The organism is Enterobacter sp. AG326 (assembly GCF_004362415.1).
Lineage (GTDB): Bacteria > Pseudomonadota > Gammaproteobacteria > Enterobacterales > Enterobacteriaceae > Enterobacter > Enterobacter asburiae.
Window position 1 is genome coordinate 96,789 of record NZ_SNXG01000008.1, and the last position, 26,872, is coordinate 123,660.

Here is a 26,872-nt window from a genome sequence, read left to right on the forward strand (position 1 = left end):
GTGCTGACCGATCCCCGCTTTACGACTGAAGTCGAGATCACCGTTCCGTTCCACGACGTCGATATGATGGGCGTGGTCTGGCACGGTAACTATTTCCGCTACTTTGAGATCGCCCGCGAGGCGCTGCTCAATCAGTTTGACTATGGCTATCGCCAGATGAAGGCCTCCGGCTACGTCTGGCCCGTCGTCGATACCCGGGTAAAATACCGCGATGCGGTGACCTTTGAGCAGCGTATTCGCGTCCGCGCGCATATTGAAGAGTATGAAAACCGCCTGCGCATTGCCTATCAAATTTTCGATGCGCAGACCGGCAAACGCACCACGACCGGTTACACCATCCAGGTAGCGGTAGAAGAAGCCACCCGCGAAATGTGCTTTGTGAGCCCGGCAATACTGTTTGAACGAATGGGAGTGACGCCATGAAATGGTTGCCTTTGCTGGCGCTGATCGTCAGCCCGCTGGTCAGCGCCGTGACGCTGGATGAACTGCAGCAGCGCTTCACCGTGCAGCCAGTCGTGCGCGCGCACTTCGAACAGGTTCGCACCATAAAAGATATGCCGCAGCCGCTGCGCTCGCAGGGCGAGATGCTGATCGCCCGCGACAGCGGCCTGCTGTGGGATCAAAAAGCGCCGTTTCCGATGACGCTCCTGCTCGATGACAAGCGGATGGTTCAGGCCATTAACGGCCAGCCGCCGCAGACCGTCACCGCCGACAATAATCCGCAGATGTTCCAGTTCAACCATCTTCTGCGGGCCCTGTTCCAGGCCGACCGCAAGGTGCTTGAAGAGAACTTCCGCATCGATTTTAAAGACCTGGGCGCGGGCCGCTGGTCGCTGGTGCTTACGCCAAAAACGACGCCGCTGGACAAGATTTTCGTCACCCTCGATCTGGGCGGCGCGACCTATCTGGAGACGATTCGCCTCAACGACAAACAGGGCGACCGTACCGATATCGCCCTTTCACGCCACCAACTGACGCCCGCCAGCCTGACCGATGACGAACGCCAACGCTTTGCCGCACCGTAAATCCCTGCGCCCGGCGCTGCTGTGGGCCACGCTATGCCTCATTCTGCTGGGCGTGCTGCTGTCGCTGCTGCCCGGCGCGCGTCTGAACAGCAGCGTGCTGGCCATGCTGCCGAAGCAGACGCTGGGGGCGATCCCGCCGGCGCTCAACGACGGATTTATGCAGCGTCTCGACCGCCAGCTGGTCTGGCTGGTCAGCCCCGGCAAAGAGCCCGATCCGCGCGTGGCGCAGCAGTGGCTGGCGCTGCTGCAAAGCAGCGATTCGCTTAGCGAGGTCAAAGGTCCGATGGACGCCGCCGGGCAAAAAGCCTGGGGAGAATTCTTCTGGCAGCACCGGAATGGCCTGATCGATCCCGCCACCCGCGCCCGCCTGCAAAACGGCGGAGAAGCGCAGGCGCAGTGGATTTTATCTCAGCTCTATTCGGCCTTTTCCGGCGTCAGCGGCAAAGAGCTGCAAAACGATCCCCTGATGCTGATGCGCGGCTCGCAGCTCGCTCTGGCGCAAAACGGCCAGAAGCTGCGGCTGATGGACGGCTGGCTGGTCACAAAAGATGAGGCGGGAAACTACTGGTATCTGCTGCACGGCGAGCTGGCGGGCTCGTCATTTGATATGCAGCAGACCCACCGGCTGGTGACGACGCTTAACGCGCTGCAGGAGACGCTAAAAGCGCGTTTCCCGCAGGCGCAGCTGCTTTCTCGCGGGACCGTGTTCTACAGCGATTACGCCAGCCAGCAGGCCAAACGCGACGTCTCGACGCTGGGCATCGCCACCCTGCTTGGCGTGTTCCTGCTCATCGTAGCGGTGTTCCGCTCCCTGCGCCCGCTGCTGCTGAGCGTGCTCTCGATTGCCATCGGCGCGCTGGCGGGTACGGTGGTGACGCTGCTGCTCTTTGGCGAACTGCACCTGATGACGCTGGTGATGAGCATGAGCATCATCGGTATTTCAGCCGACTACACGCTCTACTACCTGACCGAACGGATGGTGCACGGCGCGGAATATTCCCCCTGGCAAAGCCTGGCCAAAGTACGCAATGCGCTGCTGCTGGCGCTGCTGACGACCGTCGCCGCCTACCTGATTATGATGCTGGCCCCCTTCCCCGGGATCCGCCAGATGGCGGTGTTCGCCGCCGTGGGGCTGAGCGCCTCCTGCCTGACGGTGATTTTCTGGCATCCGTGGCTGTGCCGGGGCTTACCGGTGCGCCCGGTTCCGCTGATGGTCCTGATGCTGCGCTGGCTGGCCGCCTGGCGACGCAATAAAAAATTGTCCGTTGGCCTGCCCGTCGCGCTGGTGCTGCTCTCCGCCGTGGGGATGAGCACCCTGAGGGTGGACGATGACATCGCCCAGCTGCAGGCCCTGCCAAAAGATATTCTGGCGCAGGAGAAGGCCATTACCGCCCTGACCGGACAAAGCGTCGATCAGAAATGGTTTGTGGTGCATGGCGCCTCGCCTCAGCAAACGCTGGAGCGGCTGGAAGCCTTTACCCCGGCGCTGGCACAGGCGCAAAAAGCCGGAGAGATCGCCCGCTGGCGTACCCTGCCGCTGAACTCGCTGGCGCGCCAGAAAAGCGATCTTACGCTGCTGCAGAACGCCGCGCCTGCGGTAACGAACGTGCTGAAAAGCGCCGGGCTCAGCGCCGTATCCCCGAATCTCGACGCCATGCCGGTCAGCGTGGACGCGTGGCTTAAAAGCCCGGCCAGCGAAGGCTGGCGTCTGCTCTGGCTGACCCTGCCCAACGGGGAAAGCGGCGTGCTGGTGCCGGTGGACGGCGCGAAAAACAGCGCGTACCTCGGTGAACTGGCCGCGCGCCATGACGGCGTCGTCTGGGTCGATCGCAAAGCCAGCTTTGACAGCCTGTTTGCCCTCTACCGCACGCTGCTGACGGGGCTACTGTTTGCCGCGCTGGCGGTGATTGCCTGCGGGGCGATGCTGCGCCTCGGCTGGCGTAAAGGGCTGATAAGCCTGGTGCCGTCCGTGCTGTCGCTGACCTGCGGGCTGGCGGTGCTGGCCGCAGCGGGCCACACGGTGAATCTGTTCTCACTGCTGGCGCTGGTACTGGTGCTCGGCATTGGCATTAACTACACGCTGTTTTTCAGCAACCCGCGCGGTACGCCGCTGACCTCAATGCTGGCGATTACGCTGGCCATGATGACCACGCTGCTCACGCTGGGCATGCTCGTCTTCAGCGCCACCCAGGCCATCAGCAGCTTTGGCATCGTGCTGGTGAGCGGTATTTTTACCGCCTTCCTGCTGGCTCCGCTGGCGATGCCGGATAAGAAAGAGAGAAAACGTAAATGAACGCTTTTTATCGCGCCGTTGCGCTGGCCGCGGCGCTGCTGCTGGCAGGCTGCAGCCATTCGACCGATACCAAAGAGACGCGTCCCCAGGCCTGGCTCCAGCCGGGCACCAGAGTGATGCTGCCGCCGCCCGGCATTAGCCCGGCGGTAAGCTCCCAGCAGCTGCTGACCGGCAGCTTTAACGGACAAACGCAGTCCCTGCTGGTGATGCTCAACGCGGATGCGCATAAGGTGACGCTGGCCGGGCTCTCTTCCGTGGGCATTCGTCTGTTCCTGGCAACGTACGATGAGACCGGTATTCATACCGAGCAGTCTATCGTCGTGCCGCAGCTGCCGCCCGCCAGCCAGGTTCTGGCCGACGTGATGCTCAGCCACTGGCCGATTAGCGCCTGGCAGCCGCAGTTGCCGAAGGGCTGGACGTTAACGGACAATGGCGATCGGCGCGAGCTGCGCAACGACAGCGGCAAGCTGGTGACGGAGATTGTCTACCTGCAGCGCAAGGGCAAGCGCGAGCCGATCAGCATCGAGCAGCACGTCTTTAAATACCACATCACCATTCAATATCTGGGTGACTGAGATGATTTATATATCCGCTGTTGGCATGGTCAACGCGCTGGGCAACTCGCCTGACGAGATTGCCGCGAACCTGACGGCAGGCGTGGCGCCGGGGATGTACGCCCGGACCGGCTGGTTGCAGGGTTTACCCGAAGCCGTACTGGGCGGCGTGGAAGGCGAGCTGCCGCCCATCCCGGACACCTTCTCCGCACACCGCACCCGCAATAACCAGCTGCTGCTGGCCGCGCTGGCGCAGATTCAGCCCGCCGTTGACGAGGCCATCGCCCGCGTCGGTCGCGACCGCGTGGCCGTGGTGCTGGGGACCAGCACCTCCGGGCTGGATGAGGGCGATGAGCACGTGCGCCGCATGACCCATGGCGAAGCGAGCACGCGCTGGCAGTATCCGCAGCAGGAGCTGGGCGATCCGTCCCGCTTCCTCGCCAACTGGCTTCAGCTCGAAGGGCCGGCCTATACGATCTCGACGGCCTGCTCTTCCAGCGCGCGGGCGATGATCGGCGGCAAACGTCTCATTGAAGCCGGACTGGTGGACATCGCCATTGTCGGCGGGGCCGATACCCTGAGCCGGATGCCCGTCAACGGCTTTAACAGCCTTGAATCCTTCTCCCCCACGCTCTGCGAGCCGTTTGGTCGCGACCGCCGGGGGATCACCATCGGTGAAGCCGCCGCGCTGATGGTGCTGAGCCGGGAGCCCGCCGACGTGGCGCTGATCGGGACGGGTGAATCCAGCGATGCGTACCATATTTCCGCTCCGCATCCGCAGGGCGAAGGGGCGATAAGGGCTATCGCTCAGGCGCTTAACGAAGCGGGTATGCAGCCGCAAGATATCGGCTACATCAACCTGCACGGCACGGCCACGCCGCTCAACGATCAGATTGAATCGCAGGTCGTTCACGATCTCTTCGGGGAAAGCGTGCCCTGCAGCTCCACCAAACACCTTACCGGCCATACGCTGGGCGCTGCCGGCATTACCGAAGCGGCCCTGAGCTGGCTGATTCTGACGCGCGATCTGCCGTTGCCGCCGCAGGACTTCGCCCGCTACGCACCGGACGACACGCTGGCGCCGTGCGGCCTTCTGCACCAGCGCGCCGCCCTGAAAAAGCCGGTCATCTTGTCTAACTCGTTCGCGTTTGGCGGCAATAACGCCAGCATCCTGCTGGGGAGAGCCTCATGAGCTACTTATCACCCGAAGCCTATTTGCCGCACGAGGCGCCGATGATGCTGCTGGGATCCGTTGAGAACGTTACGGACGACACGGCGGTCTGCCGCGTGGCCGTCAACGGGCAAAGCGTGCTGGCGCCGTTTCTCAATGCCGATGGCGACCTGCCGGGCTGGTACGCGCTCGAGCTGATGGCGCAAACCGTCGGCGTCTGGTCAGGCTGGCATCGCCAGCAGCAGGGGCAGGATCATATCGCGCTGGGCATGGTGCTCGGCGCGCGCGAGCTGGTCTGCGCCAGCGGGCATTTCGCCGCAGGCCTGACGCTGGACATCACCGTTAAGCTGCTGATGCAGGACGAACGCTTCGGCAGTTTTGAATGCGCGATTTCCGCGAATGAAGAGACGCTGGCCACGGGCCGGGTCAATACCTTCCAGCCGAGCGCAGAAGAATTAATATCGCTTTTTAATCAGGGATCTAACGCATGAGTCGTTCCGTACTGGTCACAGGGGCCAGCAAAGGCATAGGGCGCGCCATCGCCCGCCAGCTTGCCGCCGACGGGTTTACCGTAGGCGTGCATTACCATCGTGATGCCGCAGGCGCGCAGGAGACGCTGGACGCCATCACGCAGGCGGGTGGCAACGGTCGTTTACTCGCCTTTGATGTGGGCAACCGCGAACAGTGCCGCGAGGTGCTGGAGCAGGAGATTGAAGCCCATGGCGCATGGTATGGCGTGGTCAGCAACGCCGGAATTACGCGCGACGGCGCCTTTCCGGCGCTGAGCGAAGACGACTGGGACAGCGTGATCCACACCAATCTCGACAGTTTTTATAACGTCATTCACCCCTGCATTATGCCGATGATTGGCACCCGTAAAGGGGGGCGCATTATCACCTTATCGTCCGTGTCCGGCGTGATGGGCAACCGCGGACAGGTGAACTACAGCGCGGCCAAAGCGGGTATTATCGGCGCCACCAAAGCGCTGGCGATTGAGCTGGCAAAACGCAAAATCACCGTCAACTGCATTGCCCCGGGCCTGATTGATACCGGCATGATTGAGATGGAAGAAGCCGCGCTGAAGGAAGCGATGTCCATCATCCCAATGAAACGTATGGGCCAGGCTGAGGAGGTCGCCGGGCTGGCAAGCTATCTGATGTCGGATATTGCGGGCTACGTTACCCGCCAGGTCATTTCCATTAACGGAGGAATGCTATGACGCGTCGCGTGGTGATTACGGGCATGGGCGGCGTGACCGCCTTTGGCGAAAGCTGGCAATCCGTTTCCAGCAGGCTGCTGGCGTATGAAAACGCGGTGCGTAAAATGCCGGAATGGCAGGTGTATGATGGCCTGCATACCCTTCTGGGCGCGCCGATCGATGATTTCACGCTGCCGGAACACTATACCCGCAAGCGTATTCGCGCCATGGGCCGGGTGTCGCTGATGTCGACCCGCGCCACCGAGCTGGCGCTGGAGCAGGCGGGGCTGATTGGCGAAGCGGTGCTCACCAACGGTCAAACCGGTATCGCCTATGGCTCATCCACGGGCAGTACCGGGCCGGTCAGCGAATTCGCGACCATGCTCACCGAAAAGCACACCAATAACATCACCGGAACAACCTACGTCCAGATGATGCCGCACACTACGGCGGTGAATACCGGCCTGTTCTTTGGACTACGCGGCCGCGTCATCCCGACCTCAAGCGCCTGTACCTCCGGCAGCCAGGCGATTGGCTACGCCTGGGAGGCCATTCGCCACGGCTATCAGACCGTGATGGTCGCGGGGGGCGCTGAGGAACTTTGTCCGTCTGAAGCGGCGGTGTTTGACACGCTGTTCGCCACCAGCCAGCGCAATGACGCGCCTAAACACACCCCGTCGCCATTTGATACGCAGCGCGATGGTCTGGTGATTGGAGAAGGCGCAGGCACCCTGATTCTGGAAGAGCTGGAGCACGCCAGAGCGCGCGGGGCCACGATCTACGGCGAAATCGTGGGCTTTGCCACTAACTGCGACGCGGCCCATATCACCCAGCCTCAGCGTGAAACCATGCAGATTTGCATGGAACAGTCGCTGGCCATGGCGGGATTAAGCGCCCGGGATATGGGGTATATCTCCGCGCACGGTACCGCCACCGATCGCGGCGATATCGCCGAAAGCCTGGCTACCGCCGCTATCTACGGTGACAGCGTGCCGGTGTCCTCGCTGAAGAGCTATTTTGGCCATACGCTGGGCGCCTGCGGCGCGCTGGAAGCGTGGATGAGCCTGCAGATGATGCGTGAAGGCTGGTTTGCTCCGACGCTCAATTTAACGCAGCCGGATGAGCAATGCGGTGCTTTAGATTATATTATGGGAGAAGCCCGTCAGATTGACTGCGAGTATCTGCAGAGCAATAACTTCGCGTTTGGCGGCATCAACACCTCGATTATCATTAAACGCTGGGCGTAACTATGTACCAGTTTGTACTGGGAAAAATCTCCACTCTTTGCGCGGACCCGCTGGCGTCAGCGCTCGCAGACAGGGCGCCTCAGGGTGCCCGACAGGCCTCCTGGCTTGCCGGGAGGACGCTGCTCGCCAGAACGTTATCCCCTCACCCGCTCCCCGACATCATTTACGGTGAGCAGGGGAAACCGGCCTTTGCGAAGGGTCATCCGCTGTGGTTCAACCTGAGCCACAGCGGTGACGATATCGCCCTGCTGATGAGCGATGAAGGCGAGGTCGGCTGCGATATCGAAGTGATTCGCCCGAGGAAGAACTGGCAGGCGCTGGCTAATGCGGTATTCAGCATGACGGAGCATGACGAGCTGGAGCGTGAAGCGCCCGAGGAACGGCTTTCCGCGTTCTGGCGTATCTGGACGCGGAAAGAAGCGATTGTGAAACAGCGTGGCGGCAGCGCCTGGCAGATTGTCAGCATCGACAGCACGGCGCAGACGCACGCGGTCAGTCAGCTACAGGTTGGCTCGCTGAGCCTTGCCGTCTGCACATCGACCCCTTATACCCTGACCAACGAGTCGATTATTCACGTTGGGACGTTCGGGGCAGAAAAATCACTAACACGCCCAGAATAATAAACCCGACGCCCACCAGCCCGTGCCAGGAGAAGCGCTCCCCCCAGCCCGGCAGCAGGATCGCGGCGGCCCACACCAGAATATAGCTGAGGCTCAGCAGGGCATAGGCTTTGCTGAGCGCCATACGGTGCAGCGCCAGATACCAACAGCCCATGGAGGCCACGTACCCCGTCAACCCCAGCAGCAGCGCGCCCGTGCCGGACGAGAAGTGCCACAGCGCGGAAACAAACACCAGGATCTCACTCACCGGTGGCAATGCCTGCATGGCATTGCGCAGCAGCAGCTGCGCCGCGCTGACTAACAGCACGCTGCATAAGGCCCAGAACGCTCCTTTCACAGGCTCCCTCCCAGCACAATAATCCCAATGATGATGAACCCTACCCCCAGCCAGTGATGCGGCGCGACGTTCTCACGCCAGAACGCCTTCGCCGCCAGCGTCACCCAGACAAAATTGAGGCTCAGCATGGGGTAGGCAATGCCGACGGGCAGACGTTGCAGCACCACCAGCCAGACCAGCATCCCGCTGCCCAGCGCCAGCAGTGCCAGGCCAAGCCACAGCACGATGTGCGCCCCGCGCCGCCCGGCTTTCGCCGGACGGGTGGCTTGTTTCTGGCACAGCTGTCCCGCGCAGCTGAGCAGGCTTGCCAGTATCAGCCAGATCCAGGTCATCACTTCGGCAGATACTCCAGCAGGGCCAGACGCCCCTGAATATAGAGATTGTCCGGCTGCGGTAAATTCGCCTGTGAAATATCGTCGTGTTTTGACAGCAGCATCACCAGCGATACGCGCCCCTGCTGACGGTGCTCCGCCAGCCACTGCGCGAAGTCATCTTTATCAACATAACGATCTTTCGCATCGGGATAGTCCAGTCCGTAGCGCAGTTCGCCGCTTTGATCGAACATCGTGATGTCATTGCGCTTCAGCTCCCACGCCAGGCCCGCTGCCACGCCAACGTTATTGGCCAGCACGAATCGGCTTTCCTGAAGCGGCTCGCGCACGGTATCGACCAGCGACTGCGGCTGTTTGGAATCCACCACCAGGTTCGGAATGGCAAAACCAATCAGCAGCGCCAGCCCTGCAGGGCACAGTGCCGCCAGCCACCAGCGCTGCTGGCTCTGCCTGAGCGTAAACCAGCCTACAGCGGCCCAGATGAGGAACGCCACCACCGCACAGAAGACTTTATACAGTTCGACCGACGTCCAGACCGGATGCTTAGACAGTCCCCACGGCGAGACCACCAGCGCCGCCACTACGCCGATAACGCCAAACGCCAGGTTAATCCCGCCGTTAATGCGTAACGCTCTGGCACCTTTTTCCGCCGCGAGGCAGGCATAGCGCGCCATCAGGATAGCCAGCGGGGCAAAGCACGGCAGGATATAGGTCGGCAGCTTGCCTTTGGCGATGCTGAAGAACAGCAGCGGCATCACCACCCAACCCAGCAGATAGAACCCGCCACCCGCGTTTTGTCGGTCATTCCAACCAAGACGAATCGCGCCGGGCAAAAGCGCAAGCCACGGCAGGCTGCCCGCGATCAGGAACGGTATGTAGTACCAGAACGGGGCTTTGTGCTGCGCGTCGCTCTGGGCAAAACGCTGAATATGCTCAACCCAGAAGAAGTAACGCCAGAAGTCAGGCTCACGCTGCGCAATGGCCAGCCCCCACGGCAGAACAATCAGCACGCAGCTCAGGATCGCGAGCCAGCCAAAAATCAGCACCTCTTTCCAGCGCTTCTGGGCGATCACCCACGGCAGCACGCCAATCACCGGTACCGCCAGCGCCAGGAAGCCTTTGGTCATCACTCCCATCCCGCAGGCCAGCCCAAGCAGCACATAGCCACCCGCTTTTCCGGCAACGGTTTGAGCCTGTGAGGCCAGCCAGAAGCTGCACATCGCCGCCACCAGCCACAGGGTGATGATAGGATCCAGCACCGCATACGTGCCGATGCCATACACCAGGAACAGGGTCAGGAAGATAAGACCGGAGAAAATGGCGGTCCGCTTATCTCGCCAGAGACGCCAGGCCATCCAGATGACCAGCAGCGCCGCTAACCCGGTTGAGAATATAGAACCGGCGCGCACGGCGAGGTTGGTGTGCCCGAACAGCAGCTGCCCGATGCTGTTGATCCAGTAGCCAGCAATCGGTTTTTCAAAGTAACGCAGCCCCAGAAAATGCGGGACAACCCAGTCTCCGGATGCCAGCATTTCGCGGCTGATTTCCGCATAGCGGGTTTCATCAGGCTGCCAGAGCAGACGAATATCGACCGGAATGAGGTAGTAAACGATAAACAGTGCGAGAAGCGCTAAGCCATAACGGGCTGTTTTCATGGGACCGGACTCACGGTTTGTTGATAGCCAAGCCAGCCTTCCCGGCCAGCCATTTCATTGCGTACGACTTTACCCACGGGCAGGGTGCTGAGGTCGTCCGGCAGCAGCTCGCTCAACGGGCAAAATTCAATACCCTCCTGAGCGGCCATCGTCAGCAGTTCATCGAAATCATGCTGATACGCAATCCCTTCCACTTCGGCATGGATGGTATACACCGGCGTGCCGGCGTCACGATGGATGCGGTCCAGAATGTAGCGATTGAACTCATCAGCCTTCGCCTCGCGCCCGACCACTTCATCCCAGGTGGGAAGCGTGACCGGAATTTGCACGGTACCGTAGCGATTTTCGCCTAACAGCGGCAAAAAAGGCCCGGTTCCGCGGCAGTCGCTGTTGTAGCGAAACGCAAAGGCTTCTTTGGCTTTCACGACGCGTTGATCCGCACGCCATCCCGCCACGGCGGAGCAGCGCACGGGCTGACCGGTAATGGCCTCCAGCTCCAGCATCCCACGCTCGACCTCACGGGACAGGCGCGGGATATCCCAGACGCCCGCCCAGGCTTGCCAGGCATGGTGGTCCCAGGCGTGCAGACCCACCTCATGATGCTGCGCCGCCTCGCGGATAACGGCTTCATTACCCGCGCCGATGCGTCTGCCGGGCCAGGCGGTGCCGGCCAGCAAAATATCCCAGCCGTAGAGGGATGCCGCGCGCGAGCGCAGCATTTTGAACAGAAATGCCGGTTTAACCAGACGCCATAAATGGCGTCCCATGTTGTCAGGCCCCACGCTGAAGAAAATGCTGGAACGCACACCGTGCTTGCTCAGCAGTTCCAGCAGTTTGGGTACGCCGTCACGCGTTCCCCTGAAGGTGTCGACATCAATGCGTAAACCGACTTTTTTCATGAGTCCTGTTCCGACAGCTCCACGGTGCGCAGGAAGAAATCGAGCGTCTCATCAATGGTCAGCTCCATCTTCACCGTCGGCGTCCAGTTCAGGCAGCGCTTCGCGTTGCGGATGCTTGGCTTACGGTGCTCAACGTCCTGATACCCTTTGCCGTAGTAGCTGCTGCTTTCCACTTCACGGAAACCGGCAAACGGCGGGAACTTGTCGCGCAGCGGATGGCGCTCAAAGCTGGCCAGCAGCATCTCTGCCAGCTCGCGAATGCTCGCTTCGTTGTCCGGGTTACCGATGTTGATGATTTCACCGTTGCAGCGGTTATCTTTGTTTTCGATGATGCGGAACAGCGCTTCGATACCGTCGCTGATATCCGTAAAGCAGCGTTTCTGTTTCCCGCCTTCGATAAGCTTAATTGGCGAGCCTTCCACCAGGTTCAGGATCAGCTGGGTGATCGCACGGGAGCTACCGATACGCGCCGCGTTGAGGTTATCCAGACGCGGGCCCATCCAGTTGAACGGACGGAACAGGGTAAAGCGCAGGCCTTCTTTCTCACCGTAGGCCCAAATCACGCGGTCCAGCAGCTGTTTGGAGACGGAGTAAATCCAGCGCTGTTTGTTGATCGGCCCGACCACCAGGTTGGAGGTGTCTTCATCGAAGTTCTTATCGGTACACATGCCGTACACTTCAGACGTGGACGGGAAGATGATGCGCTTGTCGTATTTCACGCAGTCGCGGATGATCTTCAGGTTCTCTTCGAAGTCCAGCTCGAACACGCGCAGCGGGTTACGGGTGTACTCGATTGGCGTGGCAATGGCGACCAGCGGCAGCACCACGTCGCATTTTTTAATGTGGTATTCAATCCATTCGGAATGGATGCTGATATCCCCTTCCACGAAGTGGAAACGCGGGTTATCGAGGAAACGGCTGATGGCGTCAGAGCCGATATCCAGACCGTAAATCTCGTAGTTATCGTCCTTGAGCAGACGTTCGGTCAGGTGGTTGCCGATAAAGCCGTTCACGCCGAGGATCAGCACGCGGGTACGGCGCTTGATGGCAACAACCGGCGCGCTGGTGATCAGCGCCCCGGCCACCAGACCCAGAGACTGCGCCAGCTGCGTGCCCTGAACGTACAGGCCGTTGTCGGTTTGTCCGGTGACGATCTCCAGCGCCTGCTCGCCGCAGCTCACAATCAGCGGAGTGACAGAGACGACGGTGCCCGGTTTGGCGGCAGGGATGTCGTCACGCACGCGGGATTTCCAGACGATAAATTTGCTTACGCCAGCAAAGCTGTACGCGCCCGGCCACGGGTCGGTCACGGCGCGCACCAGGTTGTGCAGCTGGCGGGCAGGCTTGTTCCAGTCCAGACGGCCATCTTCCGGCGCGCGGCGGCCGAAGCTGCTTGCCTTGCTCTCATCCTGCGCGGTCTCGCTGAAGGTGCCGCTGAGAATGGCGGGAAGTGCATCACGCAGCAGCGTCTGCGCCGTTGCATTCAGCTTTTGATGCAGCTGCAGCGCCGTTTCGTCCGCATCAATAGCGACCTTCTGCTGTGCCACGATAGCGCCCGCGTCAGCACGGCGCACCATGCGGTGCAGCGTCACGCCCGTCTCCGTTTCACCGTTCACCAGCACCCAGTTCAGCGGAGCGCGGCCACGGTAGGCGGGAAGCAGAGAACCATGAAGATTAAAGGCGCCTTTTGCGGCCAGACCTAAGATTTCGTCGGAAAGCAGGTTGCGATAGTAGAACGAGAAGATTACGTCAGGCGCGAGCGCGCGGATGCGATCCACCCACAGCGGATGGTTTACATCGTCCGGTGCATAAACCGGGATCCCACGCTCGGCGGCGATACGCGCCACGGAGCCAAAAAAGTTATTCTCTCCGGCCGTGTCCGGATGGGTAAAGATTGCCGCAATGTCATAGCCCGCTTCCAGCAGGGCCAGCGTGCCCGTGCACCCCATATCGTGATAGGCAAATACAACAGCTTTCATGGGTGAATTTCCTCTTGAGATGCTTTGTGTTCCTGACGGACAACACGTTGAATAAAGTAGCGCGGACGCGCGCGAACATCGTTATAGATACGGCCAATGTATTCACCGAGAAGGCCCATCCCGACAAACTGGGCGCCGATGAACATAAACAGCACGGCAAAGAGCATGAAGACCCCTTCCGCCGCCCACTGCGGGCCAAAGACCAGTCGCAGCACCACCAGCAGAACGGACAGCGCAAACCCGGCCACGGCGATGATGCTGCCGAACACGCTCAGCAGACGCAGCGGCGTGGTGGTCAGGCAGGTGATGAGGTCATACATCAGGTTGATGAGACGCATAAAGCTGTACTTCGATTCCCCATGCTCGCGCTCGGCGTGCAGAACCGGAATTTCCGTTGCCTTGCGGGCAAAGGTGTTGGCGAGGATCGGAATAAAGGTGCTGCGCTCATGGCAGTGCAGCATCGCGTCGACAATATGGCGGCGGTAGGCGCGCAGCATGCAGCCGTAATCGCCCATCGCTTTACCGGTCGTGCGCTGGATAAGACGGTTGATGGTGCGTGAGGCCAGCTTGCGGAACAGACTGTCCTGACGGTTCTGACGTACCGTGCCGACCACGTCATAGCCTTCATCGGCTTTGGCGACCAGACGCGGGATCTCTTCCGGCGGGTTTTGCAGGTCAGCGTCCAGGGTGATGATCAGATCGCCCGTGACGTGGCTAAACCCCGCCATAATCGCCGAGTGCTGGCCGTAGTTGCGGTTGAGCAGCACGGCAACAATATGGCTGCCTTCGGCCTGCGCGGCCTCGGTCAGCATCAGCGCGGAATTATCGCTACTGCCGTCATCCACCAGCAGAATTTCATAAGCCTTGCCCATCGTGTCGCAGGCGGCGGTTGTACGGCGGATCAGTTCGGGCAGGCTCTCCTGCTCGTTATAAACCGGGATTACCACGGAAACTTTTTGTACAGGCGGTGCACTGAACATATCAATGTCCTGCAAGCTGATGGAGTGCGGTAATGACGCGGGTTGTGTCGTCATGAGTCATGTCCGGGAAAAGAGGGAGAGAACAAATACGCGCGCTATTCCATTCAGAATTCGGGAGCGATACATCAGGAAAACGCTCGCGGTAGTATTTTTGGGTGTGTGCCGCGCGGAAGTGGAGGCCGGTACCGATGCCTTTCTCTTTCAGCGCCGCCATCAGGTTGTCGCGGGAAATTCCACAGCGCGCTTCGTCAACGCGAATAATAAACAGGTGCCAGGCGTGCACGTGCGGCCATGACGGAATGGTGAGCGGCTGGAACGGCGTATCGGCAAGCTCACGCAGGTAGCGTTCAGCAATTTCCTGGCGGCGTCTGTTGGCCTCTTTCAGTTTGCCTAACTGCACCAGCGCCAGCGCGGCGTTGATGTCCGCCAGGTTGTATTTATAGCCCGGCGCGATCACTTCCGCCTGCGGCGCGCGGCCGTGCGTCTGGCGGTCATAGGCATCTACGCCCAGGCCATGGAATTTCAGGCTGCGGATCCGCTGTGCCAGCTGGGCATTATCCGTGACGACTAAGCCACCTTCCGCGCAGGTCATATTTTTAATGGCGTGGAAGGAAAAAATCGCGGTCCCTTTCCAGCCTACATGACGGTTCTTGTAGTAGGTTCCGGCGGCATGGGCCGCATCTTCAATAACCGGAATACCGTGACGTTCACCGATGGCATGAATAGCGTCGATTTCACACGGCGCGCCGGCATAATGAACGGGAATAATGGCTTTGGTACGCGGGGTAATGGCGGCTTCAACGGCTTCTGGCGTCACCATTAACGTATCTTTGTCCACATCAATCATGACCGGTGTGGCACCCAGCAACACGATCATATTCAGCGTGGAGACCCAGGTCTGGGAAGGGGTAATGACTTCATCGCCCGGGCCAATATCCAGCGCCATCAGCGTGACGTGCATACCTGCGGTGGCTGAACAGACGGCAATCGCATGCTGATTCCCGGTAAGCTGACAGAATGCCTCTTCAAGTTCCTGATTCTTTGGCCCAGTGGTGATCCAGCCCGACATCAAAACGTCCTGAAGCGCCGCAATTTCCTCAGCGCCCATCGACGGTCGCGAAAAAGGCAGAAAATCACTCATTATTAATTTCCTTGCTGTATTAAAGGCGTCATCTTTTACTGCGCTGTCGTAATGGGCAGCTCAATGGAATCATGCAAGATGGTTATTAAATAAAGACCAAATAAAATTAAGTCGCTATTACAGTTATGTCAACAAACCATCAACTGAAGCAAAAGTAACGTCGTTTTCTTAGGAAAAAATTAAGACAGGTGAAAAGCAGAAGGGAAACAGCACATAAAAGAGAATAGAAAATCGTTTTACAACAGCAAGATAGTCATTCTTACTATTTTTTTCTTTTTTTGTGGGTGGACTCACAACGATTACTCTACTATTTCATTTTGTTTACAGTGAAATTATAAGAAAAGTAAATGAACACTCAACCAAAATAAAAATCCCGGAGGTTTGAGTGGAAATTCCGTCATCCTCCGGGAACTTTTTATTAATATCAATTGTCGCGGAATCAACTGTCGCGCTTAGTTAAGATTAGCAGGAAAATCATTCGGCAATTCACTGGCTGCACAGGCAATAACGCTTTCATTATTCGCACCGCAGTCGCGCACAAAGGTGATCGTAGCAAATTCATCAATCACTTCAGTTGGATACGCCGGGCCCGCATCGCGATAGCTATTCATCAGCGGAATATGGTCGTTCTGGAAGCAGACGGTTTTTTCCGGATTGTTCATGACCCAGCGTGGGAAGAAGATGGTGCCGTGGAACAGTTTGTCGCCCAGGTTCACAATCAGGCTGACGTCGGTACCGGTTGGCTCGGTCCAGGAAATTTTATAGATGCTCTCGCCTACCCGCACAATATAAGCCTGCTGATCTTTCACCCAACGGTTGGCTACAAGACCGCTGTGAATACGGTAATCAAGCGTAGTCTCATTTTTTACGTAAATCTCGTAGTTCCAGCCGTTATCGTAGGTATATACAAGATGTTTACCAACAAAGCCGCTTAAGTCGTGTTTGTCGAAGGTGTTCATAAGATGTCTCCTTTGTTTTGATGAGACGATCGTACCCCTTCAAAAAATGAATGAATAACGCTATGTTTTAATCAAATTCATCCAAATTTTAGATAAATTATGCATAAGACGACGCTGGAACAATGGGCTTTACTGGAAAGAGTGGTGGAAGCGGGCAGCTTCGCCAAAGCCGCGGAAGAAACCCACCGCAGCCAGTCCTCGGTGAGCTATAACCTGTCGCTGCTGCAGGAGCGGCTCGGCGTGGCGCTCCTGGTCCCGGAGGGGCGACGAGCGGTGTTAACTCCGGCCGGAGAGCTTCTTCTCAACCAGGTTAAACCGCTGCTGAAAGCGTTTTCGTACGTTGAGACGCGAGCAGCGACCCTTCGCAACGGGATGCGCACGAGGTTAGATCTGGTGGTGGATTCCATTTTCCCGCGCCGCCGCCTGTTCGCTATTCTTCGTCAGTTCCAGCAGCAGTATCCGCAGACTCAGGTTCGTCTGACAGAGGTGCTGGAAAATACCCGCGCCGACGCCATTAACGACGAAGCCGATGTGATGGTCTTAACCCGCCGCCAGGACATTACCGGGCTCGGCGAATGGCTGATGAATATCGACTTTGTTGCCGTGGCCCATTCCCGGCATCCCCTGTTTCACCTCGACGCGCCGCTAAATGATGAGATGCTGCGCCCGTGGCCGCTCATCCAGATTGCGGACAGTCAGCCCGCCGCGCGTGCTGCCGGCGAGTCGTGGACCTTCTCCACCATCGATGCCGCTATTGAGGCCGTCGTCTCTCAGGTCGGCTACGGCTGGCTGCCAGAGGAACGCATCCAGACCCAGCTGGATCAGGGCGTACTGAAGCGCCTGCCGCTGAGCCACGGCGCGCGCAGGGCAACGCCGCTTCACCTGATTGTAAAGCGTTCCCTCGCCCCGCTTGATGAGCAGGTTGAGACGCTGTTGCGCCTTTTTAGCCAGGAGCCGTCATCCTCACCTGCTACGCTTTAAGGTCCGAACGTTTAAACGAGAAGGAGCAGATGATGAAAATCGACTTTGCGGGGAAAGTGGCGCTGGTGACCGCCTCAACCGGCGGGATCGGGTTCGCCATTGCCAGAGGTCTGGCAGAAAGCGGTGCGGAAGTGATCGTCAATGGCCGCAGCACGGAATCGGTGAATAAAGGCATTCAGCAGCTCCAGCAGGTGGTGCCGGGCGTACAGGTGCGCGCCGCGATTGCCGACCTCAGCACGGCGGAAGGGGTCGAGTCGCTTCTGAAGGTAGCGAATAACGTCGATATTCTGGTCAACAACGCCGGGATTTACGGTCCGCAGGATTTCTATGCCACCGACGATGAGACCTGGGAGCGTTACTGGCAGACCAACGTGATGTCCGGCGTGCGTCTGTCCCGCGCCCTGCTACCGGGTATGGTGCAGAAAGGCTGGGGACGCGTGGTGTTTATCTCCTCCGAGTCGGCCTGCAATATTCCGGCGGATATGATCCACTACGGCGTGACCAAAACGGCGCAGCTCTCGCTGGCGCGCGGGCTGGCGAAGTTCGTGGCGGGGAGCGGCGTGACGGTCAACAGCGTGCTGCCGGGCCCGACGATGTCAGACGGTTTCGCAGAGATGATGAAAGATGAAATCGAAAAAACCGGCAAATCGCTGGAACAGCTGGCGAAAGAGTTTGTGATGGCCAACCGCCCCAGCTCGGTTATCCAGCGTGCGGCAACGGTTGAAGAGGTGGCTAATATGGTGATTTATGTCTGTTCGACCCAGGCCTCCGCCACCTCGGGCGCGGCGCTGCGCGTCGACGGTGGCGTCGTGGATGACATTATCTGATGCTGTCAGGCCGCGCTGCCTGCAATGCGACGGGCGGTAATGTAGTGTGCTTGCCAGTAATCATCCGTCAGGGTTGAAACCGTTACGCCCTGACTGGTTGAGGCATGAATAAACTGGTTTTTGCCAATATAAACGCCGACGTGCTTGCGGTTCGGGCCCGTCTGGAAGAAGACCAGATCGCCGGCTCTCAGGCGGTATTGCGCGACCTGCACGCCGCGATGGATCTGTTCACTCGTCGTGCGCGGCAAATTAAGATGCGCCGCATCGGTGAACAGGTGCTGCATGAGCGCGGAGCAATCCACCCCGCGATGCGTAGTTCCGCCCCACCGGTACTGGGTGCCTTTCCACTTCTGGTATTGGTCGAGAATACGCGAGCGCAGCGGGCCTGTTTCCTGATGCACCAGCGCAGATTTCGCCGGTGATGCTGCCAGCTCACTGTTCATCGATAGCATCGACGCTGGAAGTTGAAAGCTGAACGCAGAAAACGAAGCAAAACTTAACGTGAGGATTGAAATAAGCGATCTAAGAGTCATATCAAGAAAGAAGTAGTGAGTGAGTTTTTCCTTACCTGTGGGGCCCAATGGTTCCCCTAAATATCTTGCGATGTGGCGATAACATAGACAGTTCGTTTTTTCACCAATTGTTATCGAGGCCAAAAATGGATTCACTTTGAGATCGCAAGATCGAGAAAAAAAGAGTGGTGATATAAGGACTGTCCAGCTAAAGCAGGTAAACTGATCCGCAGAATGTGTATTTCAGCTAAGACGTATTTATGACCAATATGATTGCCGACGAGACGGTGGCAAAATCCAGCGTGCTCTCTGTCTTTGACTTTGACGGGACATTAACGCACCACGACAGCTTTATTCCTTTCCTGCGTTTTGCCTTTGGCAAACGCTACTTCGCGGGCCGCCTGGTGCGCATGGCGCTGCCCACGCTCCACTGCGTGCGTCGCAAGCTGACGCGCGATGAGCTGAAGGAAGTGCTGATTAAAACGTTCCTGACGGGCGTGGATGAACACTGGCTGCGCCAGCAGGCGGAAGCCTTTTGCGAAAAATACTGGAACAAGCTGATGCGCCCTGAAGGGGTTCTGGCGGTGGCGGCTGAGGTAAATTCCGGTGCGGAGGTGACCATCTGTTCCGCATCCCCGGCGCTGGTGCTCCAGCCGTGGGCTGATAAGCTCGGCATTAAGCTGATTGGCACGCAGCTGGAAGTGAAAGACGGCAAGCTGACGGGGCGCATTACGGGCAATAACTGTCGCTGCGCCCAGAAGGTGGCGAGGCTGGAAAAAGTGTATGGCGATCTGAACGCCTATCACCTGCGCGCCTGGGGAGACACCCGCGGCGACCACGAGCTGCTGGCGGCGGCGCAGGATCCGCACTGGCGGCACTTCCACCACCCGCGCAAGCGTCGGAATTCACCGATTAAGGGTTAGGTGCGGACTGGCGCCCTCACCCCGGCCCTCTCCCACAGGGAGAGGGAGAAAAGCGGTACATCAGGCCTCACGTTTCCCCGGGAACATCACGCTCGCTATAATCCCCAGCGCCAGCACGCCAAGCACCACAAACAGACTGGCCGTGGCGCCAATGCTGTAACCGTGATGCCAGAAGTGGTCGGTGGCATTTAACCCCAGCTTGAACGCCACGAAGAACAGCAGCAGCACCACGGCTTTCTCGAGGTGCACCAGATACTGCTTCAGCGCTTCCAGCACGAAGTAAAGCGTACGCAGGCCGAGAATCGCGAACATCATGGCGCTGTAGATAATCAGCGGCTCGCGGCTCACGGCAATAATGGCCGGCACGGAGTCAAACGCGAACATGACGTCAGAGAGCTCGACGACGGCTACGCAAAGCAGCAGCGGCGTCGCATAGCGCTTCGCCTTCTTCACGCGTCCGACCATCACGTCCTGGTTTTCCGGCTTTTCAAGCTCCGCATCCACCTCTTTCTGCGTCAGAATAAAGGCGTTGCTGCTGATTTTCGGCCAGACCGGATAGAAGCGCTTCACCAGGCGATAGGCGAGATGACCCGAGTAATCTTCCACTTCGTCGCTCTCTTCATTGCGCCTGAGCATCATCACCGCCGTCCAGCCGACGACCAGCGCGAAGATCACCTCAACGTACGGCCCCAGGCTTAACAGGCTGGTGCCGATAGCCACAAAGATGCCACGGAAGACAATCGCCCCCAGCACGCCCCAGTAGAGCACGCGGTGACGGTACTTATCCGGCACGCCGAACCAGGCGAAGATCGCCATCATCACGAACAGGTTATCGACGGAGAGCACCTCTTCCAGCGCATAGCCGGTGAGGAACAGGCTCGCCATCTCGGCGCCGTGGTGAACATACAGGAATCCGGCGAAGGCCATCGCCATCATGACCCAGAAAATGGACCACATCGCCGCGCTTTTCAGCGAGACGGGTTTATCGTGACGGTGCATAAAGAGGTCGATAAACATCGCCCCAACGGCCATCACCACAAAGACAACAACGGTTTCCGTCGGGAAACCGAGATGAGCAGCAGACATACAAAACCCTTTTGGCAGACAAAACACAACACCATGCAAACTGGCGTAAACCAGGAACAGAAAAGGGCGGGCCGTTAATCAGCCTCTTCGCCCTCAAATTCGCGGCCTTCAGGCCGCGCAAGGAGGAGTACTTTACCTTACCAGGCGGGGATCGCGCATCTGCCGTTTAGGCGCTCATGCCGCGCAAACGCTGTAGCACCGCCACCAGAACCGCCACGGACCAGCCCACCATCAACGCGCCCACCAGCCCTTCCACACCGCCGATGAGCCGCCAGTGCTGGGGTAACGTGACGTCGCCGTATCCCACGGTGGCGTAGCTGACCAGTGAAAAATAGAAGCTGGTGTTCCAGTCATTAAACGCGTCGATGACAAAATAAAACGCAGCAAACAGTCCGGCCTCAAGAAGGTGGGCGAAGATCATGGAGATGACGATACCGACGTTGCGTAACACGATGCGTACCGCAGAATCGACTTCTAATTTGATGAATTTTAAAACGCCAAACATCCACAGCGAATGGATCACCACGGTTAGGGTAAGCAAAATAATAATACTGAGTAGCTGCATGATGCGTGCTCGACCAAAAGGAATATGGCCCCGCTAACGCGGCGGGGCACCCGGTCGAAGCTTAGTTGAACGGCGAGGAAAAGTTGGTGCAATAATTGCGTTGCGTGATTATTTCCATTACAGAACCTCCTCTTTGCCACTGGTTCGGCTGCTGTGAACGATATATCTGAAGCGCACTATCTGTGAGTCACCTCTTATTTACATCATTTAAACCTTCCATTAACTGGATAAAAATAACGCGCCGTCGCTATAGTGGTTTTGTTTAATAAAACTTAGTTGTACCTAATAAAACAAAGAACAAACCCTGCGAGGACACAATGACAGAACATTTACGTAACGGCGCGACCGCCACCGAGGACATAGAAAGAGAGACGATGCGGAAGGTGATCTGGCGTATTCTCCCGTTTCTGATTGTCAGTTACCTGGTCTCCATTATCGATCGCGGGAATATCGGCATGGCTTCGCTGCAGATGAATGAGGACCTTGGCCTCAGTAAAGCCGCGTTTGGCTTCGCCAGCAGCCTTTACTTCGTGGCCTATTTTTTGTTTGAGGTACCCAGCAACCTGGCCATGCAGAAAGTCGGCGCCCGGCTGTGGATCCCGCGCATTATGATCAGCTGGGGCATCGTCTCCATGTGTATGGCCCTGGTGCAGAACACCACGTCGCTCTATATCGTCCGTTTTCTTCTCGGTGCTGCAGAGGCGGGCTTCTTCCCGGGCGTCGTGCTGTATCTGACCTGGTGGATCCCGTCCCGCTACCGCGCACGCATTATTGCGTCCTTTATGGTCGCCATCCCGCTCGCTAACTTCATCGGCTCCCCGCTTTCCGGGTTGATACTGTCACTGGATGGCTGGCTGGGCCTTCGCGGCTGGCATCTGCTGTTCATCATTGAAGGCTTGCCGGCGGTGCTGCTGGGTATTGCAGCCTGGTTTATTCTCCGGGATCGCCCTCATCAGGCGAAATGGCTCAGTGATGAACAGAAAAAGTGGCTGGAAACCACGCTTGAGACCGAGCGTAGCCAGCAAAAGAACATTGGACACCAGACGACGTGGCAGTTGCTAAAGCATCGCCAAATCTGGCTGATGGCGCTGATTTACGCGGGTGCATCTTCCGCGGGCACCACCATCAGCGTCTGGTCTCCTCAACTGCTGAAATCCTTCCATCTCGATAACCTGGAGACAGGTCTGTTTAACGCCATTCCTTACGGTCTGGCATCGGTTCTGATGATTGTATGGGGACGGAATTCCGATCGTACCAACGAACGCCGCTGGCATACCGCACTCACGCTGTTCATGATTGCCGCCGGCGTGTTCGCCGCCTTTGTAAGCGTCTCGCTGTCTGCCACGATCGTTATCCTCAGCATTATGCTGATAGGCGCTTATTCAATGAAAGGGCCTTTCTGGGCGCTGGCGTCCGGTTGGATGAGCAGTACCTCAGCAGCGGCGGGACTGGCCGCGATTGGCGCCATCGCAAACCTGATAGGCGGGGCGGTGATGGTAAACGCGTACGGCATTATCAATGAGCGAACGGGCAGCTACACGCTGGCTATGCTTCCGCTGGCCGCGCTGTGCGTGGCTGGGGGCATCGCGGTGCTCATTATGGGCCGGCAGGCCCGCCGCGCTCAGCTACACGAAAAACAGGTCACGCATTAACGATGACAGAAGCGGGACATTTGTCCCGCTTCGGCGTTTAAAGATTTTCTTCCGCCGCGTCGCTCGTTTCACCAAAGAACTGCTGACAGAAGGGCTTACTGGCGCCCATTTTCTGCGACAGACGGCTTGCGGCCGCCTTCATCAACTGCCCTATCTCCTTCTCACGACGATCTTCCGTCAGCCGCGAGATGGGGCCGGTCAGGGCTAACGCCGCAACCAGCTTGTCGTGAACGCCGAAGACAGGCATCGCAAACGCAGCGGTGTGGGGATCGCGTGCGCCTGACGTGTAGAATGGGAGTTCAGCCTCTTCCTCCGGCAGGCTTTCATTGAGCCCCCAATGACGCAATACCTTACTGATGGCCGAATTATCGAGCGGGAACTGGCTGCCGGGAAGATTGCTGTGTCGCAGGCCATGCGACGCTTCAGCGCGAAACAGGCAAAGCCGCTGCCCTCCCTCCAGCACATACCAGCTGGCACTCTCCTGAGACGCCAGGGATAAGGCCTGAAGCTCTGGCTGAACCACCCGGGAAAGATGGAAAGATTGTTCATACAGCTTGCCGAGGTAAAGCAGACGTGGGCCCAGCGCATAATTGCCGTCTTCATGCCTGACGACGTAATTCATCCGTTCAAGAGAATTCATCAAGCGGTAAACCGTGGTTTTGTGATAACCCGACAGCTGTGCCAGCGCGGTCAGCGTCAGGCTCTCATCCCCAGGACGGAAGCAATCCAGTAAAGCCAGCGCTTTTTCAACCGCTACAACGCCTTCATTCCCCATCATTATCTCCTTGTTAGCCCGGCAGTGAGTGTACCTCAAATTTTGTGAGTCACTTCGTGTTTACATCACAAACGCCACCTCGGGTCTGGCTAAAAGGAAAGCAACACCGCTATAGTTGTTTTGTTCTGTACACCTGCATTGTACTCAGTAAAACAATATGGAGGCATTTATGTCCGTTACTGAAAAAAAACCGATTAATCGCCATTTCGAGCGCGTTTCTGCCGAGGACGTTCGTCGGGCTGCCGAGTATCAGGCGGCTATTCTGGCCGACGTGGCCGGTCGCCGCGGTACGCTTCATGGCCGCATCAAACCGCTGGCCCCACACATGTCCGTAGCGGGTCCGGCCATCACCGTTGAAGTCCGTCCGGGTGATAATCTGGCGATTCATGCCGCGATGGCGGTGGCGCAGCCCGGCGATGTCCTGATCGTCGATGGCAAAGGCGACCTGAGCTGCGCGCTGCTTGGGGAAATCATGGCCACTCAGGCTCAGGCGAGCGGCATTGCGGGCATTATTATTGATGGCGCTGTACGTGACGCCGATACCCTGAGCAAAGGTCACTACCCCGTCTTTTCTGCCGGTCTGAACCCCTGCGGCCCGACAAAGTTAATTTCTGGCCGGGTTAATCATCCCATTTCAGTCGCCGGGGCGACGGTTCAGGCCGGGGATCTGGTTGTCGCGGATATCGACGGCGTGGTCGTTATCCCGCGAGATGAGGTTCAGGAGGTTATCGCTCTGGCAAAAGAAAAGCTGGAGATGGAGACCCGGCGTCTTGCTGCCATCCGTGAAGGCGATTTACGTCCACGCTGGCTTGATGACGCGCTTCGTAAGGCAGGTATGTTGAACGACGGGGAGACGCTGTAATGGGCGGCAAAGACGTAGTTCTGGTTACCGGAAGCGACCTGGCGGAGCAGGCCATGGTCATGTTACAGGGCTTTGAGGTAGTGTTTGCGGGCCGCCAGCCCACAGAAGATGACCTGATCGCGCTGTGTAAACGACACAATCCTGTGGCGATCCTTGTACGTTACGGCAGGATCACCGCGAAGGTCATGGATGCCGCCCCGGCTCTGCAGGTTATTTCCAAGCACGGAAGCGGGATCGATGTGATAGACCAGACGGCAGCGGCCGAGCGCAACATCGCCGTCCGGGCTGCGCCAGGCGCAAACGCGGCGGCAGTGGCTGAACATACCTGGGCGCTGATCCTCGCCTCCGCAAAGTCAGTGGTGCCTCTGGACAAGCGGCTGCGAGACGGGCACTGGGATAAGGCGACGCATAAATCCATTGAACTGGAGGGCTTAACGCTAGGGCTAATTGGGTTGGGTGCTATCGGCTCGCGCGTGGCGACTATTGGCCACGCTTTCGGCATGAAGGTGCTGGCTTACGATCCCTATGCTAAGACCATGCCTGCCCTGTGCGAACGCGCAGAAACGCTGAACGGACTTCTTTCCCGTTCCGATGTCATCTCTTTGCACTGTCCGCTGACAGATGAGAATCGGGGGATGATCAATAGCCAGACGCTCGCACACTGCAAGCGGAACGCGATTCTGGTCAATACGGCACGCGGTGGACTGATCCACGATGAGTCGTTACTGGCGGCGCTCAGGGATGGCACGCTGCACAGCGCCGCGCTGGACAGCTTTACCCGCGAGCCGATGACCGCGCCGCACCTGTGGCAGTCCGTAGAAAACGTGGTTATTTCACCGCATATTGGCGGCGTTACCGCAGCGTCATATATCAAGATGGGGACCGTGGCCGCGAGCAATATTCTTGCTGTGACGGACGTAACCACCGTCAGCCCATAAAGCCAACCGCGACGAGTGGCTGTGCTCTTATGTCACTTGTCTTCTGCCAGCGCCTGAGCACACGCCCAGGCACTTGCCCATGCCCACTGGAAGTTGTACCCGCCGAGCCAGCCGGTCACATCCATCACTTCGCCAATAAAATAGAGCCCCGGCACGTTGCGCGCTTCCATGGTGCGGGACGAGAGCTCATTCGTGTCAACGCCACCCAGCGTCACTTCCGCCGTGCGGTAGCCTTCGGTGCCGTTTGGCTGCACGCGCCAGTTTGTCAGGGTTTCCACCAGCATCTCCTGCTCGCGGCTGTTAAGCTGCTTGAGCGACACGTCCGGGATCTGCCCCAGCGCCTGCAAACATTCCACCAGACGTTTTGGCAGCTGCATTGCCAGGGTGTTTTTCAGGCTTTGATTTGGGTGCGCGGTACGCTGCTCGTTAAGGAACGCGTCGAGATCGCAGTCCGGGAGCAGATTCACCGTGACAAACTCCCCCGGCTGCCAGTAGCTGGAGATTTGCAGTACCGCCGGACCGGAGAGGCCGCGATGGGTAAAGAGCAGATTTTCGCGGAACACCGTGCCGTCTTCGGCGGTAATGACCGAAGGAACAGACACGCCAGACAGCGTCTGAAGCTGTTCAAGAAGGGGTTTATGCAGCGTAAACGGCACCAGCCCGGCGCGAGTGGGCAAGACTTTAAGGCCAAACTGTTCGGCAATCTTATAGCCGAACGGGGAGGCGCCCAGCCCCGGCATCGACAGGCCGCCGCTGGCGATCACCAGGCTATCCGCACTGACGGTTTCACCGTTCAGCTGCAGCGTATAGCCCTGGTCGTCGCGGGCGACTTCCAGCACTTCCGTGCGCAGGCGCATGACGACGCCACCCTTCTCGCACTCGGCCACCAGCATATCGACAATCTGCTGCGCGGAGTCGTCGCAGAACAGCTGCCCCAGCGTCTTTTCATGCCACGCGATGCCGTGCTTACCCACCAGGCCGATAAAATCCCATTGGGTGTAGCGCGCCAGCGCAGATTTACAAAAATGACGGTTTTGGCTCAAATAGGCCGCGGGTTCAACATACAGATTAGTAAAGTTGCAGCGCCCGCCGCCGGACATCAGGATCTTACGGCCGGGCTTTTTACCGTTATCCAGCAGCAGCACGCGACGACCCGCCTGTCCGGCCATTGCCGCACAAAACATACCCGCCGCACCGGCGCCAATTACCACGGCATCAAACCTTTCCACGTCAAAACCCTCTTTGTTAACTGCCGCGGATTGTAAAGTTTCCTCTGTGGTCACACCAGCGTAAAAAGATATTACAAAGGCATTCCATTGAAATTTAAAGAATATCCTTTCTGGTGCTTTTCGCAAATCAGG

Annotated in this window: 28 protein-coding genes; 15 read left to right on the forward strand and 13 right to left on the reverse strand. The window is 58.4% G+C overall.

Annotated elements, in window-relative coordinates; all coding sequences use genetic code 11:
• From DFO52_RS19655 to acpT, 9 genes are read left to right on the forward strand one after another with little or no spacing between them, the layout of a single operon-like run.
• On the forward strand, positions 1-423 hold the full coding sequence (locus DFO52_RS19655; RefSeq protein WP_008503087.1) for a thioesterase family protein: 423 nt from the start codon (positions 1-3) through the stop codon (positions 421-423).
• Complete coding sequence (locus tag DFO52_RS19660) at positions 420-1,025, forward strand: outer membrane lipoprotein carrier protein LolA (protein ID WP_133551038.1); 606 nt, start codon at positions 420-422, stop codon at positions 1,023-1,025. Before DFO52_RS19655 ends, DFO52_RS19660 begins: the two co-directional genes overlap by 4 nt.
• On the forward strand, positions 994-3,318 hold the full coding sequence (locus DFO52_RS19665) for an MMPL family transporter (protein ID WP_133551039.1): 2,325 nt from the start codon (positions 994-996) through the stop codon (positions 3,316-3,318). The genes DFO52_RS19660 and DFO52_RS19665 overlap by 32 nt, the downstream gene beginning before the upstream one ends.
• Entirely contained in the window at positions 3,315-3,893 is a 579-nt protein-coding gene (locus tag DFO52_RS19670; RefSeq protein WP_047646807.1) for a DUF3261 domain-containing protein, read from the forward strand. Before DFO52_RS19665 ends, DFO52_RS19670 begins: the two co-directional genes overlap by 4 nt.
• A 1-nt stretch (position 3,894) precedes the next feature.
• Complete coding sequence (locus DFO52_RS19675; RefSeq protein WP_133551040.1) at positions 3,895-5,064, forward strand: beta-ketoacyl-[acyl-carrier-protein] synthase family protein; 1,170 nt, start codon at positions 3,895-3,897, stop codon at positions 5,062-5,064.
• The gene (locus tag DFO52_RS19680; protein WP_029740666.1) at positions 5,061-5,534 is read left to right on the forward strand and encodes a 3-hydroxy-fatty acyl-ACP dehydratase; all 474 of its coding nucleotides are present in this window, start codon (positions 5,061-5,063) and stop codon (positions 5,532-5,534) included. The genes DFO52_RS19675 and DFO52_RS19680 overlap by 4 nt, the downstream gene beginning before the upstream one ends.
• Complete coding sequence (locus tag DFO52_RS19685) at positions 5,531-6,262, forward strand: 3-ketoacyl-ACP reductase FabG2 (protein WP_032662188.1); 732 nt, start codon at positions 5,531-5,533, stop codon at positions 6,260-6,262. The genes DFO52_RS19680 and DFO52_RS19685 overlap by 4 nt, the downstream gene beginning before the upstream one ends.
• Positions 6,259-7,488 carry a beta-ketoacyl-ACP synthase gene (locus DFO52_RS19690; RefSeq protein ID WP_133551041.1) on the forward strand — a complete coding sequence of 410 codons (1,230 nt, stop codon included), beginning with the start codon at positions 6,259-6,261 and terminating at the stop codon, positions 7,486-7,488. Before DFO52_RS19685 ends, DFO52_RS19690 begins: the two co-directional genes overlap by 4 nt.
• A 2-nt stretch (positions 7,489-7,490) precedes the next feature.
• Positions 7,491-8,108 carry a 4'-phosphopantetheinyl transferase AcpT gene (acpT, locus tag DFO52_RS19695; protein WP_029740668.1) on the forward strand — a complete coding sequence of 206 codons (618 nt, stop codon included), beginning with the start codon at positions 7,491-7,493 and terminating at the stop codon, positions 8,106-8,108.
• Here acpT and arnF read toward each other — a convergent pair.
• The 8 genes from arnF to DFO52_RS19735 all read right to left on the reverse strand — a co-directional run bounded on the left by arnF (position 8,056) and on the right by DFO52_RS19735 (position 16,390).
• Positions 8,056-8,445 (reverse strand): 4-amino-4-deoxy-L-arabinose-phosphoundecaprenol flippase subunit ArnF, encoded by a 390-nt coding sequence (gene arnF / locus DFO52_RS19700; RefSeq protein WP_047646803.1) that lies wholly within the window; start codon positions 8,443-8,445, stop codon positions 8,056-8,058. The genes acpT and arnF overlap by 53 nt on opposite strands.
• On the reverse strand, positions 8,442-8,780 hold the full coding sequence (arnE, locus tag DFO52_RS19705; protein ID WP_166642372.1) for a 4-amino-4-deoxy-L-arabinose-phosphoundecaprenol flippase subunit ArnE: 339 nt from the start codon (positions 8,778-8,780) through the stop codon (positions 8,442-8,444). Before arnE ends, arnF begins: the two co-directional genes overlap by 4 nt.
• A complete protein-coding gene (gene arnT, locus DFO52_RS19710) occupies positions 8,777-10,432 on the reverse strand; it encodes a lipid IV(A) 4-amino-4-deoxy-L-arabinosyltransferase (RefSeq protein WP_133551042.1) in 1,656 nt (551 codons plus the stop codon). The genes arnE and arnT overlap by 4 nt, the downstream gene beginning before the upstream one ends.
• Positions 10,429-11,331, reverse strand: a complete 903-nt coding sequence (arnD, locus tag DFO52_RS19715) for a 4-deoxy-4-formamido-L-arabinose-phosphoundecaprenol deformylase (protein WP_133551043.1) — start codon at positions 11,329-11,331, stop codon at positions 10,429-10,431. Before arnD ends, arnT begins: the two co-directional genes overlap by 4 nt.
• Positions 11,328-13,310, reverse strand: a complete 1,983-nt coding sequence (gene arnA / locus DFO52_RS19720) for a bifunctional UDP-4-amino-4-deoxy-L-arabinose formyltransferase/UDP-glucuronic acid oxidase ArnA (RefSeq protein ID WP_047646799.1) — start codon at positions 13,308-13,310, stop codon at positions 11,328-11,330. Before arnA ends, arnD begins: the two co-directional genes overlap by 4 nt.
• Positions 13,307-14,290: an undecaprenyl-phosphate 4-deoxy-4-formamido-L-arabinose transferase gene (arnC, locus tag DFO52_RS19725; protein ID WP_023333737.1), complete on the reverse strand. Its 984-nt coding sequence runs from the start codon at positions 14,288-14,290 to the stop codon at positions 13,307-13,309. Before arnC ends, arnA begins: the two co-directional genes overlap by 4 nt.
• Before the next feature lies 1 nt (position 14,291).
• Positions 14,292-15,431: a UDP-4-amino-4-deoxy-L-arabinose aminotransferase gene (arnB, locus tag DFO52_RS19730; protein ID WP_023309541.1), complete on the reverse strand. Its 1,140-nt coding sequence runs from the start codon at positions 15,429-15,431 to the stop codon at positions 14,292-14,294.
• Positions 15,432-15,883: 452 nt separating this feature from the next.
• Entirely contained in the window at positions 15,884-16,390 is a 507-nt protein-coding gene (locus DFO52_RS19735) for a phenolic acid decarboxylase (protein ID WP_024908855.1), read from the reverse strand.
• 99 nt (positions 16,391-16,489) lie between these two features.
• Between DFO52_RS19735 and DFO52_RS19740 the strand changes: the two genes are divergently transcribed.
• Together DFO52_RS19740 and DFO52_RS19745 are read left to right on the forward strand one after the other, a co-directional pair.
• Positions 16,490-17,371: a LysR family transcriptional regulator gene (locus DFO52_RS19740; RefSeq protein WP_032662157.1), complete on the forward strand. Its 882-nt coding sequence runs from the start codon at positions 16,490-16,492 to the stop codon at positions 17,369-17,371.
• Positions 17,372-17,403: 32 nt separating this feature from the next.
• The gene (locus DFO52_RS19745; RefSeq protein WP_045403298.1) at positions 17,404-18,198 is read left to right on the forward strand and encodes an SDR family NAD(P)-dependent oxidoreductase; all 795 of its coding nucleotides are present in this window, start codon (positions 17,404-17,406) and stop codon (positions 18,196-18,198) included.
• Between the two features lie 5 nt (positions 18,199-18,203).
• On the opposite strand, the gene DFO52_RS19750 is transcribed toward DFO52_RS19745, so the two are convergent.
• The gene (locus tag DFO52_RS19750; RefSeq protein ID WP_223862644.1) at positions 18,204-18,650 is read right to left on the reverse strand and encodes an NlpC/P60 family protein; all 447 of its coding nucleotides are present in this window, start codon (positions 18,648-18,650) and stop codon (positions 18,204-18,206) included.
• 320 nt (positions 18,651-18,970) lie between these two features.
• On the opposite strand from DFO52_RS19750, the gene DFO52_RS19755 reads away from it, so the two are divergent.
• Positions 18,971-19,633: an HAD family hydrolase gene (locus DFO52_RS19755; RefSeq protein WP_014885577.1), complete on the forward strand. Its 663-nt coding sequence runs from the start codon at positions 18,971-18,973 to the stop codon at positions 19,631-19,633.
• A 60-nt stretch (positions 19,634-19,693) separates the two neighbouring features.
• Here DFO52_RS19755 and DFO52_RS19760 read toward each other — a convergent pair whose 3' ends face one another.
• Complete coding sequence (locus DFO52_RS19760) at positions 19,694-20,719, reverse strand: TerC/Alx family metal homeostasis membrane protein (RefSeq protein WP_024908851.1); 1,026 nt, start codon at positions 20,717-20,719, stop codon at positions 19,694-19,696.
• A 166-nt stretch (positions 20,720-20,885) separates the two neighbouring features.
• The gene (locus tag DFO52_RS19765; protein WP_023309546.1) at positions 20,886-21,284 is read right to left on the reverse strand and encodes a potassium channel family protein; all 399 of its coding nucleotides are present in this window, start codon (positions 21,282-21,284) and stop codon (positions 20,886-20,888) included.
• A 317-nt stretch (positions 21,285-21,601) separates the two neighbouring features.
• Here DFO52_RS19765 and DFO52_RS19770 point away from each other — a divergent pair, with 317 nt between their 5' ends.
• Positions 21,602-22,936: an MFS transporter gene (locus tag DFO52_RS19770; protein WP_133551044.1), complete on the forward strand. Its 1,335-nt coding sequence runs from the start codon at positions 21,602-21,604 to the stop codon at positions 22,934-22,936.
• A gap of 37 nt (positions 22,937-22,973) precedes the next feature.
• On the opposite strand, the gene DFO52_RS19775 is transcribed toward DFO52_RS19770, so the two are convergent.
• Complete coding sequence (locus DFO52_RS19775; RefSeq protein ID WP_133551057.1) at positions 22,974-23,711, reverse strand: IclR family transcriptional regulator; 738 nt, start codon at positions 23,709-23,711, stop codon at positions 22,974-22,976.
• Between the two features lie 169 nt (positions 23,712-23,880).
• Between DFO52_RS19775 and DFO52_RS19780 the strand changes: the two genes are divergently transcribed.
• Both DFO52_RS19780 and DFO52_RS19785 read left to right on the forward strand, forming a co-directional pair.
• Positions 23,881-24,573, forward strand: coding sequence for a diguanylate cyclase (locus DFO52_RS19780; RefSeq protein WP_029740246.1), 693 nt, complete (start codon positions 23,881-23,883; stop codon positions 24,571-24,573).
• Positions 24,573-25,511: an NAD(P)-dependent oxidoreductase gene (locus DFO52_RS19785; RefSeq protein WP_133551045.1), complete on the forward strand. Its 939-nt coding sequence runs from the start codon at positions 24,573-24,575 to the stop codon at positions 25,509-25,511. Before DFO52_RS19780 ends, DFO52_RS19785 begins: the two co-directional genes overlap by 1 nt.
• Before the next feature lie 32 nt (positions 25,512-25,543).
• Here the strand turns inward: DFO52_RS19785 and DFO52_RS19790 are convergent, their stop codons facing one another.
• The gene (locus DFO52_RS19790) at positions 25,544-26,740 is read right to left on the reverse strand and encodes an NAD(P)/FAD-dependent oxidoreductase (protein WP_133551046.1); all 1,197 of its coding nucleotides are present in this window, start codon (positions 26,738-26,740) and stop codon (positions 25,544-25,546) included.
• Positions 26,741-26,872: the final 132 nt, after the last annotated feature.